Origin of the sequence: Micromonospora sp. B006, assembly GCF_003408515.1 — a bacterium.
Taxonomy (GTDB): domain Bacteria; phylum Actinomycetota; class Actinomycetes; order Mycobacteriales; family Micromonosporaceae; genus Micromonospora; species Micromonospora echinospora_A.
Map to the genome: position 1 here is coordinate 5,509,814 of NZ_CP030865.1, position 16,190 is coordinate 5,526,003.

The 16,190-nt window shown below is 75.0% G+C and carries 13 protein-coding genes; 9 read left to right on the top strand and 4 right to left on the bottom strand.

Features of this window, described 5'->3' with window-relative positions; translation table 11 throughout:
* The first annotated feature begins 14 nt into the window (after positions 1-14).
* Both MicB006_RS24745 and MicB006_RS24750 read left to right on the top strand, forming a co-directional pair.
* A complete protein-coding gene (locus MicB006_RS24745; RefSeq protein WP_116509319.1) occupies positions 15-917 on the top strand; it encodes a homocysteine S-methyltransferase family protein in 903 nt (300 codons plus the stop codon).
* A 63-nt stretch (positions 918-980) separates the two neighbouring features.
* Positions 981-1,634 (top strand): hypothetical protein, encoded by a 654-nt coding sequence (locus MicB006_RS24750; RefSeq protein WP_073827317.1) that lies wholly within the window; start codon positions 981-983, stop codon positions 1,632-1,634.
* 44 nt (positions 1,635-1,678) lie between these two features.
* On the opposite strand, the gene MicB006_RS24755 is transcribed toward MicB006_RS24750, so the two are convergent.
* Positions 1,679-1,858 carry a hypothetical protein gene (locus MicB006_RS24755; protein WP_116509321.1) on the bottom strand — a complete coding sequence of 60 codons (180 nt, stop codon included), beginning with the start codon at positions 1,856-1,858 and terminating at the stop codon, positions 1,679-1,681.
* Between the two features lie 138 nt (positions 1,859-1,996).
* Here MicB006_RS24755 and MicB006_RS24760 point away from each other — a divergent pair, with 138 nt between their 5' ends.
* From MicB006_RS24760 to MicB006_RS24785, 6 genes are read left to right on the top strand one after another with little or no spacing between them, the layout of a single operon-like run.
* Positions 1,997-3,334: an aminotransferase class V-fold PLP-dependent enzyme gene (locus tag MicB006_RS24760; RefSeq protein ID WP_116509322.1), complete on the top strand. Its 1,338-nt coding sequence runs from the start codon at positions 1,997-1,999 to the stop codon at positions 3,332-3,334.
* The gene (locus MicB006_RS24765; RefSeq protein WP_116509324.1) at positions 3,331-5,025 is read left to right on the top strand and encodes an ABC transporter substrate-binding protein; all 1,695 of its coding nucleotides are present in this window, start codon (positions 3,331-3,333) and stop codon (positions 5,023-5,025) included. Before MicB006_RS24760 ends, MicB006_RS24765 begins: the two co-directional genes overlap by 4 nt.
* The gene (locus tag MicB006_RS24770; RefSeq protein WP_116509326.1) at positions 5,022-6,242 is read left to right on the top strand and encodes a DUF885 domain-containing protein; all 1,221 of its coding nucleotides are present in this window, start codon (positions 5,022-5,024) and stop codon (positions 6,240-6,242) included. Before MicB006_RS24765 ends, MicB006_RS24770 begins: the two co-directional genes overlap by 4 nt.
* A gap of 52 nt (positions 6,243-6,294) precedes the next feature.
* A complete protein-coding gene (locus tag MicB006_RS24775; protein ID WP_116509328.1) occupies positions 6,295-8,007 on the top strand; it encodes an ABC transporter substrate-binding protein in 1,713 nt (570 codons plus the stop codon).
* On the top strand, positions 8,004-9,731 hold the full coding sequence (locus MicB006_RS24780; protein ID WP_116509330.1) for an ABC transporter substrate-binding protein: 1,728 nt from the start codon (positions 8,004-8,006) through the stop codon (positions 9,729-9,731). Before MicB006_RS24775 ends, MicB006_RS24780 begins: the two co-directional genes overlap by 4 nt.
* Before the next feature lie 11 nt (positions 9,732-9,742).
* Complete coding sequence (locus MicB006_RS24785) at positions 9,743-10,525, top strand: hypothetical protein (protein ID WP_116509332.1); 783 nt, start codon at positions 9,743-9,745, stop codon at positions 10,523-10,525.
* Here the strand turns inward: MicB006_RS24785 and MicB006_RS24790 are convergent.
* Positions 10,509-11,882 (bottom strand): metallopeptidase TldD-related protein, encoded by a 1,374-nt coding sequence (locus MicB006_RS24790; protein WP_116509334.1) that lies wholly within the window; start codon positions 11,880-11,882, stop codon positions 10,509-10,511. The two genes, MicB006_RS24785 and MicB006_RS24790, sit on opposite strands and share 17 nt — an antisense overlap.
* Positions 11,879-13,384, bottom strand: a complete 1,506-nt coding sequence (locus tag MicB006_RS24795; RefSeq protein WP_116509336.1) for a TldD/PmbA family protein — start codon at positions 13,382-13,384, stop codon at positions 11,879-11,881. Before MicB006_RS24795 ends, MicB006_RS24790 begins: the two co-directional genes overlap by 4 nt.
* Positions 13,385-13,796: 412 nt before the next feature.
* Between MicB006_RS24795 and MicB006_RS24800 the strand changes: the two genes are divergently transcribed.
* Positions 13,797-15,068 (top strand): cellulose-binding domain-containing protein, encoded by a 1,272-nt coding sequence (locus MicB006_RS24800; protein WP_116509338.1) that lies wholly within the window; start codon positions 13,797-13,799, stop codon positions 15,066-15,068.
* A 243-nt stretch (positions 15,069-15,311) separates the two neighbouring features.
* On the opposite strand, the gene MicB006_RS24805 is transcribed toward MicB006_RS24800, so the two are convergent.
* Positions 15,312-16,151 carry a helix-turn-helix transcriptional regulator gene (locus tag MicB006_RS24805; RefSeq protein WP_116509340.1) on the bottom strand — a complete coding sequence of 280 codons (840 nt, stop codon included), beginning with the start codon at positions 16,149-16,151 and terminating at the stop codon, positions 15,312-15,314.
* Positions 16,152-16,190 lie beyond the last annotated feature (39 nt).

Here is a 16,190-nt window from a genome sequence, read left to right on the forward strand (position 1 = left end):
GCGAAGGAGGAGACATGTCCGCATTCACGACCGGCGGCGCCCCGGTGGTGCTCGACGGAGGACTCGCCACCGAGTTGCAGCGCGCCGGGCTGCCCTACCAGGCCCCGTGGTGGGGCACCGCTGCGCTGTTGGCGGACAGCCGGCGGCGCGTGCTGCGCGACGTCCACGAGCGGTTCCTGACCGCCGGGGCGCAGGTGCTCACCGCGAACACGCTGCGCTGCAACCTGCGGGCGCTGCGCCGCGCCGGGCTGGAGGACGCCGGGCTCGGCTGGATGGTGCACGCCGCCGTCGGCGTCGCGCTCGCCGCCCGCAACGCGGCCGGCGCACCCGGCACCCGGATCGCCGCCTCGATGGCGCCGGTCGAGGACTGCTACCGGCCGGACCTGGTGCCGGCCGACGACGAGCTGCGCGAGGAACACCGCTGGCTGGCCGTGGAGCTGGTCCGGGCCGGTGTGGAGCTGGTGCTCGTGGAGACCATGAACACCACCCGCGAGGCCCGGATCGCGGTGGAGCAGGTGCGTGAGGTGGGCGCCCGGGCCTGGGCCGCCTTCGTCTGCGACGACCAGGCCCGGCTGCTGTCCGGCGACTCCCTGGTGGACGCCGCCCGCGCGGTGCGCGCCGCCGGGGCCGAGGTGGTGCTGGTCAACTGCACCGCCCCGGAGGCGACCGAGCGGTGCCTGCGAGCGCTGCGCGACGCCGACGACGGCCCGCTCGGCGCGTACCCGAATCTGGAGGACCGCCGCGACGGCGCGCCCGGGCCGCGACCGCTGCTCGACCCGGAGGAGTTCGGCGACCTGGTCGCCCGGTGGGCGGTGGAGTACCGGCTCGCCGTGGCCGGCGGGTGCTGCGGCGCGTCGCCGGAGCACATCGCCGCGCTGGCGGCCCGGCGCAACGCCCCGGTGGCGGCCGTCGACTGACGCCGCCCGCAGGTCCGCCGGCCCGGCGCGGGCCGGGTCAGCCAACGAAGGGAGAACGAGACGGTGAGCGGCTCCACGATCGCACCGCCCGTCGAGGTGGTGCGCAGCCTGCCCGGCCCGGCCGGTTACATGTGCGGCCTGACCTGGGACGGCACCTGGCTCTGGCACTCCGACCAGGACGCCGCGCGGATCTTCGCGATCGACCCGGCGGACGGCGCGGTACGCCGGTGGTTCGCGTATCCGGACGTGCGGGCCGACCTGGGGTACGCCGACGGGAAACTGTGCCAGATCGGCGGCCGGCCGAAGCGGATCCTGCTGATCGACCCGGCCACCGGCCAGACCGTCGGCTCGAAGCCGGTGCGGCCCTCCAACGGCCGGGTCACCGGCATGGAGACCGGGCCGGAAGGGGTGTGGCTCTGCCTGCGCGCGCCCGCGGTGATCCAGCTGCGGGACTTCGAGACCATGACGGTGCAGCGGGAGCACCCGGTCGTGGGGTCGCCCTCGGGCCTCACGTACGCCGAGGGTCATGTGCTCTACGCCGAGTTCGAGGACGGCCTGCTGCACGCGGTGGACGCGGAGTCGGGCCGGCTGGTCGCCACGGTGCGGCTGCCGGGGCATCCGACCGGGCTGGCCTGGGACGGCGAGCTGGTCTGGTACTGCGACTTCGCCGACCGGCGGTTCAAGGCGGTCCGGCTGCCGGACGTGCTCGGCGGCTGACCGGCCCCGGTGGGGGCGGTCCCGGCCGCCCCCACCCGCCGGCGTCAGGGCACCCGGTCGCGCGCGTCGAACTGGTCCTGCCTGCGGTCGCGGTCGCCGCGGGCGTCGGCCGACGGCGGCCGGCAGTGCCCGGCGCAGCCGCAGGCGCAGCCGGCAGCGGGGGCCCGCTCCGTCCGCTGTGGCCCTTCGGTGTCCGGCCAACCGCCGGTGTGGCACGCGATCATCGCTTCTCCCTGCTCTGCGGTGGGGACGCGCCGGAGCGCCCGGCGCGGTCGGACGGGGCGGGCAGCGGGACGAGTATTTACTTGAGAATCATATGGTAAGTTCGCTGGCGGGTGCCAGCTCCTGACAGGAGGGACGCCATGCGCGTCAGCGTGACCGACGACCCCGCGACCACGACGGCCTCCCGTACCGGCGGGCCGACCGCACCGGCCGACCCGCTGCGCACCGCCTCCTTCGCGGAGCTGCGGTCGCTGTTCGCAGTGGAGCCCGACGCGGTCCACCTCAACACCGGCACCATCGGCGTGATGCCGTACGAGGTGCTGGACGTCAACGACCGGGTGACCCGGGAGTGGAACGGCGGGCTGCGCAACGTCTACCCGCCCGGCATGTACCCCGAGCACCGCGCCGCCATCGGCCGGGCGTTCGGCGTCGACCAGGACGAGATGGTGATCTGCCACAACGCCACCGAGGGGGTGGCCCGGGTCATCAACGGGCTCGACCTGCACGAGGGCGACGAGGTCATCACCACCAGCCACGAGTGCTACTCGGTGCTGTCCAACTTCAACCTGCTGCGCAACCGGCACCGGATCACGCTCACCGTGCTGACCCCGCCGGTCGGGCCGGACGTCACCGCCGAGGAGATCGTCGACATGTTCGCCCGGGCGATCACGCCGCGGACGAAGGTGCTGGCGTTCGCCGCGGTCACGCTGTTCACCGGCACCCGCATGCCGGTCCGCCAGCTCTGCGACCTGGCCCAGCGGCACGGCCTGACCACGGTGGTCGACGGCGCGCTGCTGCCCGGCCTGTTCGACACCGACCTGCGCGCGCTCGGACCCGACTTCGTCACCTGCTCCGGCTCCAAGTTCCAGTGCGGGCCGCTCGGCACCGGGCTGCTGTACGTCCGCAACAAGGTCCACCCCGAGCACAACCCGTTGCCGCTGCCGACGTTCTGGCCGGTCATCTCCACCTGGTACCCGATGATGGGCGCCCCGCCGCCGCGCACCACCACCCGGGTGGAGAGCTACAACATGGGCGACTACCTGCAGAGCGCCGGCAGCGCCAGCATCGCCCGGGGCGCCGCGCTGGCGAAGGCGTGCGAGCTGTGGGACCGGATCGGCCGGGACCGCATCGAGCGGCACGCGGTGGCGCTCGGCGAGCACACCCGCGCCCGGATCGTCGAGCGGTTCGGCGTCGAGTCCCTGTACTCCCCGCTCACCGACGACCGGCTGACCGCGCCGCTGGTGGCGTTCAACCCGTTCCCCGAGCGGGCCGACGGCTGGAACATCACCAAGTTCGCCCGCCTCGTCGACGAGCTGGAGAGGCGGCACCGGATCTGGACCCGGTGGACCGAGTTCGACGTGGCCGGCTCACCGCACCAGCACTACGCCGCCCGGATCTGCACCCACCTCTACAACACCGCCGAGGAGGTCGACCTCGCCGTCGACGCCATCGCCGACCTCGTACGGGAGCTGTCATGACCGTCGCCCCGTACCGGCCGGACACCGCCGTCCCGCACCGCTGCGGCGGCGCGCTGCGGGTGGTCGCGCCCACCGCCGCCGCGCCGCTCGACCCCAGCTGCGCCCCGGCGTCGGCGGCCCCGTTCGTCCGGCTGCACACCCGGCAGCTCGTCACCTGGCAGGCCGCCCGGGACGTCCGCGACTGGCAGGCCGTCACGCCGGTGCCCGACCTCGCCCTGGAGGTCCCCTCCACCTGGAACGCCGGGCTCGGCGCCAGCCACCGCAGCTACGTGTTCCACATGCGCCCCGGCGTCCGCTGGGACACCCCCGACCGGCGCCCGGTCACCGCGCACGACGTGGTCCGCGGCTTCAAGCGGATGTGCAACCCGGTCCGGCCCTCGCCGTCGCTCGCGTACTTCGCCGGCACGGTGCGCGGCCTCGCCGAGTTCGCCGCCGCGTGGGCGGCGGAGGCCACCCACCAGGCCGGGGACGCGGCGACGCTCGCCGCGTACCAGAACGCGCACGAGATCCCCGGCGTCTTCGCGCTCGACGACGAGACGCTCGTCATCGAGCTGGCCCGGCCGGCGCTGGACTTCGTGCAGATGCTCACGCTGCCCGCGGCCTCGGCGGTGCCCGTCGAGCACGACGCGTTCGTCCCCGGCAGCCCCGAGGCCGCCGCCCACCTGCGCGCCAACGGGCCGTACCGGGTGCGGCGGCACCGGCCCGGCGAATGGGCCGAGCTGGTCCGCAACCCGGCCTGGGAGCCGGCCGCCGACCCGTACCGGCGGGCCGAGGCCGACCGGGTGGAGCTGCGCCTGAGCGACGGCGTCGGCCGCGCCGACGCGGCCGACGCCCTGGCCGAGGTGTCGGTCGCGCCCGCCGTCGGCGGGCTGCCGGCCGCCGAGCCGGTGGACGGGGACGGCGCGCTCGGCTGGGCGCTCGACCCGTACCTCGTGCTCAACCTGCGCGACCCGGTCTGGACCGACCTTCGGGTACGGCAGGCCGCGGCGCTCGCCGTGGACAAGGCGGCGGTGGCCGACCTGTACCGGCGTCACCGTCCCGGCGTGCCGGTGCGGGTGGCGGGCTCGCTGATCCCGCCGGGCAACGCCGGGCACGACACGGCCGATCCGTACCCCACCGGTGATCCGGCGCGGGCCCGCGACCTGCTCGCCTCGGCGGGCCACGCAGACGGCACGCCGCTGGTCCTGATCCACCCGCACTCCGGCCTCGGGCCCGAGGTGGCGCACGCCTGCGCGGCCGACCTCACCCGGGCCGGCCTGCCGACCCGGGCGGTCGGGCTCGCCGACGCCGCGTACACCGAGGCGCTGCGCGCCCCCGCCACCGCCGGCGGCTGGCAGCTCGCCGTGGCGGCGCGCGTGCCCGACTGGCTGGAACACAACGGGCGGGTCTTCGCGCAGGCGATGCTGCAGGCGAACCCGGTGCCCGGCGGCGCCAACCACGGCGGCTACGCCGCACCCGAGGTGGACGCGCTGATCGAGCGGGCGCTCGACGCGGCCGAGCCGTGGCGGGCCGACGCCGCCTGGCGGGCCGCGGCGGAACGCGCGGTCGCCGACGTGGCTGTGGTACCGATCCTGCACCGGGCGCCGGTGGCCGCGCCGAGGCAACCGGACCGGGTCGACGGGCTGGTGCCGCTGCCCCCGCAGGGGTACGCGGTGGACCTGACCGCCGCCCGCCCGGAGGTGGCCGGGTGAACCCCCTGGTACGCGACTACCTGCTGCTCGGCCTGCGCCTGGGCCGGCTGGTGGACGGACTCGTCGACTGCTACTACGGTGACCCGGCGCTGCGCGACCAGGTCGCCGCCGAACCGCCGCCCGATCCCCGGGAGCTGTCCCGCCAGGCCGGCCGGACGCTCGCCGCGCTCCCCGGCAGCGACCTCGAACCGGCCCGCCGGCGGCACCTCACCGCCCAGCTCACCGCGCTGCGCGCGGTCGCCGACCGGGTCGCCGGCACGCCGATGTCCTTCCAGGACGAGGTGCGCGCCTACTTCGACGTCGAGGTGACCCGCACCGCGCCCGAGCGGTACGCGGCGGTGCACGACGAGATCGACGCGCTGCTGCCCGGCCCGGGACCGCTTGTGGACCGGGTGGAGGAGTTCTACCGGCGCAACACCGTCCCGCCGGAGCGGCTGCACCGCTGCGTGCAGGCGGTCTCCGACGCGCTGCGCGAGCGGACCCGGGACCGGTTCGGCCTGCCCGGGACCGAACGCGTCGAGTACACGGTGGTCCGGGACGCGCCGTGGAACGCGTACAACCGCTACCTGGGCGGCTTCCGCTCCGCGGTGGCGCTGAACGCGGCCAGCGGCCGGTCGGTGGCCGCGCTGCCCATCATCGTGGCGCACGAGTCGTACCCCGGCCACCACACCGAGCACTGCCTGAAGGAGGCCGGCCTGGTCCGGGACGGTGGCCAGGACGAGCACACCATCGCCCTGGTCGACACGCCCCGGTGCCTGGTCACCGAGGGCCTGGCCGAGGCGGCGGTGGACGCGGTGCTCGGCCCCGGCTGGGGGGAGTGGACGGCGCGCATCCTCGCCGCGGAGGGCGTCCACGTCGAGGGCGAGCGGGTGGAACGGATGCGCGGCCTGGTCGTACGCCTCCTGCCGGCCCGGGTGGACGCCGCCCTGCTGCTGCACGACGAGGGCGGCGACCGGGCGCAGGCGCTGGCGTACCTGCGGCGGTGGATGCTGCTGCCGCCCGAGCGCGCCGAGCAGATGGTGACGTTCCTCGCCGACCCGCTGTGGCGCGCGTACTCGGTCACCTACTCCGAGGGCGGCCGGCTGGTCGACTCCTGGCTGGCCGCCCGCGAGCCCGGCGCCAGCCTCGCCGACCGCTTCACCACGCTGCTGCGGGAGCCGCTGCTGCCGTCGCAGCTGCGGGCCGACGTGGCGCGGACCGCGCTCGCGCCCACCTGAACGCCACCCGGCACCGGCAGCAGCTACCAGAGACGACGAAAGGTGTGTGTCGATGAACGGCGGCCAGCCCCGGTACGGGGGAACCCTGCGGCTCTACGGGCCCGGCAGCATGGACCATCTCGATCCGGCCTGCGCCTACTACATGCTCGGCGGGCAGATCATCCGGCTCTTCGCCCGGCAGCTCTTCACCTACCGGCCGGTCGCCGACCTGCGTGACCCGTCGGCCGTCACGCCCGTGCCCGACGTGGCCGAGGCGGTGCCGACGGTGGACAACGGCGGCATCAGCGCCGACCACACCCGCTACACGATCCGGCTGCGCCCCGGCGTGTACTGGGACACCGACCCGCCCCGGGAGGTGACCGCCGGGGACTTCGTGCGCGGCTTCAAGCGGATGACCAACCCGGTGCTGCGGGCCGGCGGGATCGGCTACTTCACCAGCACCATCCGGGGGATGGCCGAGTACTGCGACGCGTACGAGGCCGCGATCACCTCGGCCGAGCCGACCGCCGCCGAACTGGCCGCGTTCCAGAACAGCCACGAGATCGCCGGGGTGCGGGCCGTCGACGACCGGACGATCGTGTTCGACCTGATCCGCCCGGCGGTGGACTTCCTGCACATCCTGGCGCTGCACTTCGCCTCCGCCGCCCCGGTCGAGTACGACGAGGTGCTGCCGGACAGCGCGGAGTTCCGGCGGCGGGTGCGCTCCAACGGGCCGTACCGGGTCACCCACTACGTCCACGGCGAGTCGGTGCGGCTGGCGCGCAACCCGGTGTGGCGCAAGGCGTCCGACCCGGTACGCCAGCAGTACCTGGACGGCGTCGAGGTGACCATGGAGATCGCCACCCCGCAGCAGGTGGGTGAGGTGATCGACAGCGGGCGCGCCGACCTGTCCTGGGCGTCACCGATCACCGAGCCGTACGACGTGCCGCCCACCGACCCGGGCAACGACCTCGGCTACGCGCTCAACCCGTACCTGGTGTTCAACCTGCTCAGCCCGAACGCCGACCGGGCGATGAGCAAGCTCAAGGTGCGCCAGGCCATCGCGTACGCGTTGAACAAGGCCGCGATCGCCGAGATCTACCACGACCTGGAGGCCGGGACGGTGATGCTGCCCGGCCACACCGCGATCCCGCCGGGCAACGACGGGCACGTCGACTTCAACCTGTATCCCACGCCGGGCGACCGGGGCGACCCGGAGCGCTGCCGGGCGCTGCTGGCCGAGGCGGGCTACCCGGACGGGCTCACCCTCACCGCCGTGCACCGGGACGTGGACGCCAACCCGGAGGTGGCCCGCTCCTACGCCACCGACCTGGAGAAGGGCGGCATCAGCGTGCGCCTGGTCGCGCTCGGTCACGCCGAGTACTACCAGTTCCTGCGCGACCCGGCCAACGCGCGCGCCGGCGCCTGGGACATCTCCGCGCCGTCCTGGACGCCCGACTGGTTCGGCCCGAACGGGCGCACCTACGTCCAGCCGATGTTCCAGACGAACACGTCCCGCGGCACCAGCAACTACGGCGGATACAGCAACCCGGAGGTCGACCGGCTGATCGAGGAGGCGCTCGGCGCCACCGACCGGGCCCGCGCCACCGAGCTGTGGCACCAGGTCGACCTGCACGTCATGCGGGACGCCGCGATCGTGCCGATCCTCGTGCACGCCCCGACCATCCCGCACCGCAAGGGCCGGCGGGTCCGCAACGCGATCGCCATGCCCACTGTGGACCGCTGGTTCGACCTGTCCAACCTCTGGCTGGAGGAGTCCGCATGACCGCAGCAGGCACGCCGACGGCCACCGCGCACACCTCCGGCGGGGCCGGACCGCGTCGCGGCGGCACGCTCACCCTGGTCGGCGCGGGCGACGTCGACCACCTCGACCCGGCGCTGGCGTACCACACGGTGACCCGGGGGATCATCCGCGCGTACACCCGGCAGCTGGTCACCTACCCGGCGACGCGCGACCACCGGCGAGCTGGCGACCTGGTGCCGGACCTGGCCGTGGCGGCGGACGGTCCGTACGATGACGAGGGCCGCCGCTACCGGTTCACGCTGCGCGACGGGCTGCGCTGGGACCTGCCGAACGGGCCCCGGCCGCTCACCGCCGCCGACGTGGTACGCGGCATCAAGCGGCTGGCCCACCCGATGGCGCCCAGCCCCGGCCTGCCCTACTACCTGAGCACCGTCGAAGGGCTCGCCGAGTTCCGCGACGACCTGCTCACGCTGCCCCGCGACCTCAACGTGGTGGCGCCCTACCTGGAGGCCGCCGAGGTGCCCGGGCTGCGGGTGCTCGACGACCGGACGCTGGAGCTGACCACCCGCCGCCCCACCCCGGACCTCCTCAACATCCTGGCGTTGCCGTTCGCCTCCCCGGCGCCGGAGGAATACCTGTGGTTCGTGCCCGGCAGCCCCGAGCTGGACCAGCGGATCGGCTCCATCGGGCCGTACCGGATCACCGGCTACGAGCCGGACCGGCGCATCACGCTGGAGCGCAGCCGCACCTGGGACCCGGCCACCGACCCGGTCCGGGCCGCGCACGTGGACCGGATCGAGGTGCGGCAGGGGCTGGACGAGAAGACCTGCCACGACATGGTGATCGGCGGCGACGCCGACATGATGTGGGACATCCAGCCGCTGACCGAGCGGCTGCCGGAGATGTTCGCCGCCGGGGACCCCCGGCTGGAGGTCTGCCCGGCCGGCCTGTTCAGCCCGTACCTGGTGATCAACGTGCTCAGCCCCAACGAGGGCGGCGCGCTGGCCCGCCGCGAGGTCCGGGAGGCGTTGCAGTACGCGATCGACAAGACCACTGTGGCCGAGGTCTGGGGCGGGCCGCGCCTCAACGACATCGCCGAGCAGATCCTGCCGCCGCTGTGCCGCGCGCACCGGCCGTTCGCCCCGTACGCCGCGAACGACGGCGCCGGCGACCCGGAGCGGGCCCGGCGGCTGCTCGCCGACGCCGGCTACCCGGACGGGCTCACGTTGAAGCTTGTCTACCGGGACCGGGACATCCACCCGGAGACCGCGCGGGTGGTCCGCGCCGCCGCCGCCCGGGCCGGCATCACCCTCGACCTCGTCCCGGCCGGCATCACCGAGCTGTTCGGCACGTACCTCGGCCGGGCCGACGGGGCCCGCGAGGGCCGCTGGGACGTGGCGCTGTCCGGCTGGGAGCCGGACTGGCACGGCAACAACGCCCGCGTCTACCTCCAGGCGCTCTTCGACAGCTCCGGCGTCTCCGACAACGACGACTGGGGGTCGAACTTCGGCCACTACCACAACCCGGTCCTCAACGAGCACATCGACGCGGCGCTGAGCTGCGCCGACGAGACGACCGCGAACGAGCACTGGCGGGCCGCCGAGCGGGAGGTGCTGCGTGACTGCGCGGTCGTGCCGATCCTCTTCGCCCACCAGTACTGGCTGCGCGGGCACCGGGTGCGCAACTGGCTGCCGTACCCGGTGCTCAACGGCGACCTGACCAACCTGTGGCTGGGGGAGGACTGACGCCCGGGTCGATGAGCGGCGACGACCACCGGCTCACCGTACGTCTCGGCGAGCTGGCCCAGACACACGCCGACCGGGCGGCGGCGCGCGCCGGCGTGCCCGCCGTCCGGCTGGACCGGCTGGCCGCCGAGCCGCTGCGCCTGGACGAGGACTTCTGCCGGGAGGTGGCCGACCGCTACGACGCCGCCCCGATGGTCACCGCCGGCACGGAGCGCGGGTACGCCCGGCTGGCCGAGGAGAACCTGCGGCAGTTCGGGCTGATCGGCGAGGTGGGCATCCGGGTGCTGCCGTGGACCGGGCCGGGGCAGCCGTACCGGGACTCGCGGGACCTGGTCGCGCGGGTCCGCTCGACCGGCCTGCTCCACGTCTTCCTCACCCGCCACGGGCACGGGCCGGCCGGCGCGGGCGGCGACCATCCGCTGCGCGCCCCCGCCGGAGTCCGGGCCGGCGGCGAGGAGCTGCTGCACAACGACATCTTCCGGGCGGTGCACGACGTCTTCGGGCACGTCCTGTTCGGCAACACGTTCGGGCCGCGCGGGGAGTTCCGGGCCACCCGCTGCCACCTCGCGATGTACCCGGCCGACCTGCACCCGCTTGTCTTCGCCGAGCTGGTCGGCCAGCTCTGCTGGTTCTTCCACGGTCCGCACCTGCGCCGCCCGGACGGGACGCTGCCCCGGCGCGGCGAGCCCGGGTACGTGCCGCCGCCACGGCGTCCGTACCCGCCGCAGAAACAGCTCGTGTACGACAGGCGCACCCTGGACCGGTTCGCCGCGCTGTTCACGTCGCCGGGCTGACCGCCGACATCAGGAAGTCGGGCACCCGCAGCGGCGGCATCACCATCCGGGTGAAGTAGTCGCCCCACTCCCGGGGCAGCGCCGGCACCGGCTGCCCGGCCTCGGTGGCCCGGGCCAGCAGCGACAGCGGGCTTTCGTTGAACCGGAAGTTGTGCACCGTGCCGACGATCTCGCCGTCCTCCACCAGGTGCACGCCGTCGCGGGTGAGGCCGGTCAGCAGCAGCGACGCCGGGTCGACGTCGCGCAGGTACCACAGCGAGGTGAGCAGCAGGCCGCGCCGGGTGGAGCGCACCATCTCGGGCAGCGTCGGCGCGTCCGGCCCGCCCTCCAGCACCAGGTTGTCCACCATCGGGGTGAGCGGCGCGCCGGTCCGCGCGGCGGTGTGCCGGGTCTGCACGAGCGCGGTCAGCACGCCCTCGTCGATCCAGCGGGTCGGCCGCAGCGGCAGCCCGTTGTCGACCACGGCGGTCAGGTCGTCGGTGCCCCGGCTGACCGTGAACGGGGCGCAGGGCAGCAGCGGATGGTCCGGGTCGCTGCGCAGCGTCAGCGGCAGCGCGGTGAGGCGTTCGCCGATCGGCAGGCGGCCGTCCGGGCGGCTGAACGCGGTGCGCCCGTCCAGCGCGCCCCGCGCCCCGGCGGCCAGGTAGAGGTGGAGCATCAGGTCGGCCACGCAGTTCGGGGTGAGCAGCACCTCGTAGCGTCCCGGGGGCAGCTCGACCCGGCGGCCGGGCCGCGCCAGCGTGGCGGACAGCTCCGCGGCGAGCGCCGGCACGTCCAGCCCGGTCAGGTCGGGCGCCGTCACACCGGCCCAGGCCGAGTCGTCGCCGTCGCGCACGCTCAGGTCGAACAGGCCGGTGGGCTGCGAGTGCCGCAGGCGGGCGCCGGTGGACGCGGCGAGATAGGTGGTGACCACCCGGTGCTCGGTGTAGCCGTAGAGCCGCCGCCGCCCGGCTGCCGCGAACGCCTCGGCCAGGCCGGGCAGCACGTCGCGGAACGCGTCGACCGAGGTGCGGCCGGGCGGCTCCGCCCAGGACGGCGTCCGCCACGGCTCGGGCAGCGACGCCGCGTCGGCGGCGGGTGGGGCGTCGCGGGCGGCCCGCTCGGCCGCGCGGACCAGGCCGGGCAGCGCGTCGCCGAGCGCGCCGCCGTGCCCGACCAGCCCGACGTGTACGCCGGCGGCGCCGTCCCGCACCGCCACCGCCGTCACCCGGCGGGACCGGATACTGCCGTTGGTGGTGAGCGCGTTGCCCGCCCAGCGCAGGTGCGCGGCGGCCGTCTCGTCGGCGATCAGCAGCAGCTCGTCGGCGTCGCGCCGGTGCCGCAGCGCCGCTTCCAGGGCGTCCTGGATCCCGCTCACCCGTCCCGCCCTCCGGTGTCGACGACGTCGATGCCGCGGAACACGGCGGCCGGGCAGCCGTGGCTGGCCGCGCTCGCCTGCACCGGCTGACCCTTGCCGCACATGTCGGCGCCGGAGAGCAGCCAGGTGCCCTCGCCGCCCAGCCCGCACAGCGCGGCCCAGAACGCCGTGGTCTCCGCCTGGTACGCGGCGCCGGACACCTGCCCGGCCAGCCGCCCGTTGCGGATGCGGTGCCAGCGCTGGGCGGTGAACTGGAACTGCCGCCGGCGCATGTCGATCGACCAGCTGTCCGAGCCGGCCAGGTAGAAGCCGTCCGTCACGCCCGCGATCAGGGCCGCGGTGTCCGGCCCGCCTACCGCCGGGCGCAGCGACACGTTCGGCATCCGGGCCATCGGTGTGTGCCGGTACGACTCGGCGTACGCGCAGCCGGCGGAACGTGGCAGGCCGGCCTGCGCGGCCGAGGCCCGGTCGTGCTGGAAGCCGACCAGGACGCCCTCCTCGATCAGCGGCCAGGACTGCGCGGCCACGCCCTCGTCGTCGAACCCGACGGTGGCGAGTCCGTGCGCGGCCGACCGGTCGGCGTCCACGCTCATCAGCGACGAGCCGTACCGCAGCCGCCCGGCCGACTCGGGGGTGGCGAAGGTGCCGCCCGCGTACGACATCTCGTGGCCCAGCGCCCGGTCGTACTCGGTGGCGTGCCCGACCGACTCGTGGATGGTGAGCCAGAGCTGCGACGGGTCGATCACCAGGTCGTACCGGCCCGGTCGCACCGGCGGCGCCTGCGTCTTCTCGGCCAGCAGCGCCGGCAGTTCGGCCAGCTCGCCGGCCCAGTCCCAGCCCTCGCCGTGCAGGTACTCCCAGCCGCGGGCCACCGGCGGGCCGACAGTCCGCAGCGGCTGGACGCCGCCGTCGCGCGGGTGCCGGCCCACCGCCAGCACCTGCGGGTGCACCCGGACGCGCTGCTGGGTGACGGCGGTGCCGCCGAGGTCGGCGTAGTACGTGTTCTCCTGGGCGGCGCTGACGCGGGCCAGCACGTGCGCCACCGAGTCGTGCGCCAGCAGCCCGGCGCACCAGTGGCTGAGCAACTCCGCGCGTTCGCTCTCCGGCACCTCGAACGGGTTGATCCGGTACGGCGAGCGCCAGGTCGCCGCCGGGTACGCGGGCTCGGGCGCGAGCGCGACAGGCGCGCCGCCGACGTCGGCGCAGGCCCGGGCCAGCTCCAGCGCGTCGTCGCAGGCGCGTACCGCCGCCTCCGGCGTCAGCTCCGGCGTGGCGGCGAAGCCCCACGCGCCCCGGTGCAGCACCCGTACCGCCAGGCCGGTCTCGGTCTCCTCCTCGCTCGCCCGCAGCGCCCCGTCGTGCACGACGGTGCGCCCGGAGCGGACCCGCTGCACCCGCAGCGCGGCGTACCGCGCGCCCCGCTGCCGGGCCCGGGACAGGGCGGCGTCGGCGAGGCGGGCCACTGGAAGGGCGAGGAAGGAGTCGTCGATCTCGTCGGGCACACGCGCCTCCGGTCGCCGGGGGTGCCGCCGTCCGTGCCGGTGGTACGGCGGCCCGGGGGTTGCGGTGAGGAGACTAGTGCGGCGGGCCGGCGGCGCACAGGGGCCGCGTGGCGGCCGGGCGGCCGACCAGCGCCGTCGCCGCGCAACACAGCAATCGGGAAGAAGACCACGGCCGCGCCGGGGCGCTTGATTGGATCGGCGTTGCTCAATAGATTGAGGGCGGGCGCCGCCGAGGTCCGCACGATCGGGCCGTCGGCGGCTGACAGGTCCACGCCGAGCCGGGCACGTCGGTCGTCCGTACCGACTTCTCACAGTGGCGCATCGACGCGCCGCCACCGAAGCGCGTCGCCGCGCCGCCGTCCGTCCGGACGCGCGTCGTAGCGCCGCGCCGCCCGACGCAGAAGGACTTCCCATGACGATTCTCCGTACCCGTTCCGGCCCGGCCCTGGCGGCGGTGACCGCGCTGGCCGCCGTCGTGGCGGCCACCGCGACGGCACTGCTCGCCGGCCCGGCCACGGCGGCGCAGGGCTGCCGGGTCGACTACACACCCAACCAGTGGCCTGGCGGGTTCACCGCGAGCGTCAAGGTCTCACCCGGCGACTCGGCCGTCTCCGGGTGGACGGTCACCTGGACGTACGCCGGCGACGAGCGCGTCACGAACGGCTGGAACGCCACCGTCAGCCAGTCCGGCTCGACGGTCACCGCCCGCAACATGTCGTACAACGGCAGCATCCCGGCCGGCGGCTCCACCGAGTTCGGCGTGCAGGGCACGTTCAGCGCCGCCGGCGGCGCGCCGAGCGGGTTCACGCTCAACGGCGTGCCGTGCAACGGCGCCGCGCCGTCCCCGACCGTCGTGCCCACCACGGCGGTGCCGACCACGGCGCCGCCGACGAGCGCCCCGCCCACCACCGCCCCGCCGACCACCGCGCCCCCGACCAGCGCGCCGCCCACGACGGCGCCTCCGACCAGCGCGCCCCCGACGACCCCGCCGCCGAGCGGGTGCGCCGGGGCGGTGCTCTGCGACGGCTTCGAGAATCAGACCGGCTCGACGCCGTCCGGCGACTGGACGGTGGTGAGCCCGGACTGCTCCGGCGCCGGCACGGCCACGGTGGACACGACCACCACGCACAGCGGCAGCCGCGCGATCCGGATCAACGGCGCGGCCGGCTACTGCAACCACGTGTTCGTGCGGACCACGAAGAACCTCAGCGCCCTGGGCAGCGTCCGGTACGCCCGGATCTGGGTGCGGCACACCACCGCCCAGCCCACCGACCACACCACGATGATCACCATGTCCGACGCCGCAGACGGCAACCGGGACCTGCGGCTGGGCGGCCAGAACGGCGCTCTGCAGTGGAACCGCGCCTCCGACGACGCCACGCTGCCCGAGCAGAGCCCGGCCGGGGTGGCGCAGAGCGTGCCGCTGCCCACCAACCGCTGGGCCTGCCTGGAGTTCATGGTGGACGGGTCGGCCGGCCAGCTCCGTACCTGGCTGGACGGCGTCGCCGTCACCGGGCTGACCGCCGACGGCGTGCCGACGCACGACATCGACGGCCAGTGGTACAACCGCACCTGGCGGCCGCAGCTCACCGACCTGAAGCTGGGCTGGGAGAGCTACGGCGGCGGGGCCGACACCCTCTGGTACGACGACGTGGCGATGGGGTCGACCCGGATCGGCTGCTGATCCACCACCCACCACCCACCGCCCACCACCCACCTCTCGCCCCGGCGACGTCGCCGGACCGGAACGGTTCGGCAACCCGACGGCCAGATCTTGGTACGAAACGGCCCCTGTAGGGGCGCTCTCGTACCAAGATCGGCCCGTTGTCCCGGCGAGTGGAACGTCATGGGTGTCTCGGCGTCCAGTTGACACCCATGACGTTCCACCGAGCCGGTTCGGCCCGTGGACGGCCGGCTCGGCGCGGGGTCAGTGCTCGACGGTCATCCGCTGGGTGCCGATCACGGAGAGCAGGCGCAGCGCCTCCTCCGACGGGGAGCCGGGCGTGGCGGTGTAGATGACCACCTGCTGGTCGCGGTCGGTGATGTCGAGGACGTCGCAGTTGACAGTCACCGGCCCGACCAGCGGGTGCCGGAACGTCTTGCTCAGCGTGCGGGCGCCGTCCACCTCGTGGGAGGCCCACAGGCGGGCGAACTCCTCGCTGCCGGCGAGCAGGTCCCCGATCAGCGCGGCCATCTCCGGGTCGTCCGGATAGCGGGCTGCGGCGGCGCGCAGCCGCCCGACCGAGTGACGGGCGAACTCGCTCGCGTCCGACACGCCGTACATCAGGTGCGGGCCGAGGAAGGCCCGGCGGACCAGGTTGCGGTCCCGCCGGGGCACCGCGGAGAAGTCTTCCATGAGGGCTGCCGCGAGGTCGTTCCAGGCGATCACCTCGAACGTCGCCGAGGTCACGAACGCCGCCGCCTGCGGCAGCCGGTGCAGCAGGTCCAGCACGCTCTGCCGTACCTCCCGGGGTGGCCCGGGCGGCGGCGCGGGCGACTCCCCGGCCAGGTGGTGGAGGTGGTCGCGTTCGGCGTCGGACAGCCGCAACGCGCGGGCCAGCCCGGCCAGCACCTCCCGCGACGGCCGCGGCCCCCGCCCCTGCTCCAGCCGGGTGTAGTACTCGGTCGAGATGAACGCCAGCCGCGCCGCCTCCTCGCGGCGCAGCCCCGGCGTGCGGCGACGCCGCCCGGCGGGCAGGCCCACGTCGGCCGGAGTGATCCGCTCCCGCCTGCTCCGCAGGAACACTGCCAGCTCACGTCGGTCCACGACCCCAGTGTGCCCGTGCGCGGCGGCTCGTAGCCAGGT

Coding starts and splice junctions, on each gene's coding strand:
- MicB006_RS24745 (WP_116509319.1), top strand. CDS start 15: ATGTCCGCATTCACGACCGGCGGCGCCCCGGTGGTGCTCGACGGAGGA.
- MicB006_RS24755 (WP_116509321.1), bottom strand. CDS start 1,858: ATGATCGCGTGCCACACCGGCGGTTGGCCGGACACCGAAGGGCCACAG.
- MicB006_RS24760 (WP_116509322.1), top strand. CDS start 1,997: ATGCGCGTCAGCGTGACCGACGACCCCGCGACCACGACGGCCTCCCGT.
- MicB006_RS24765 (WP_116509324.1), top strand. CDS start 3,331: ATGACCGTCGCCCCGTACCGGCCGGACACCGCCGTCCCGCACCGCTGC.
- MicB006_RS24775 (WP_116509328.1), top strand. CDS start 6,295: ATGAACGGCGGCCAGCCCCGGTACGGGGGAACCCTGCGGCTCTACGGG.
- MicB006_RS24780 (WP_116509330.1), top strand. CDS start 8,004: ATGACCGCAGCAGGCACGCCGACGGCCACCGCGCACACCTCCGGCGGG.
- MicB006_RS24785 (WP_116509332.1), top strand. CDS start 9,743: ATGAGCGGCGACGACCACCGGCTCACCGTACGTCTCGGCGAGCTGGCC.
- MicB006_RS24800 (WP_116509338.1), top strand. CDS start 13,797: ATGACGATTCTCCGTACCCGTTCCGGCCCGGCCCTGGCGGCGGTGACC.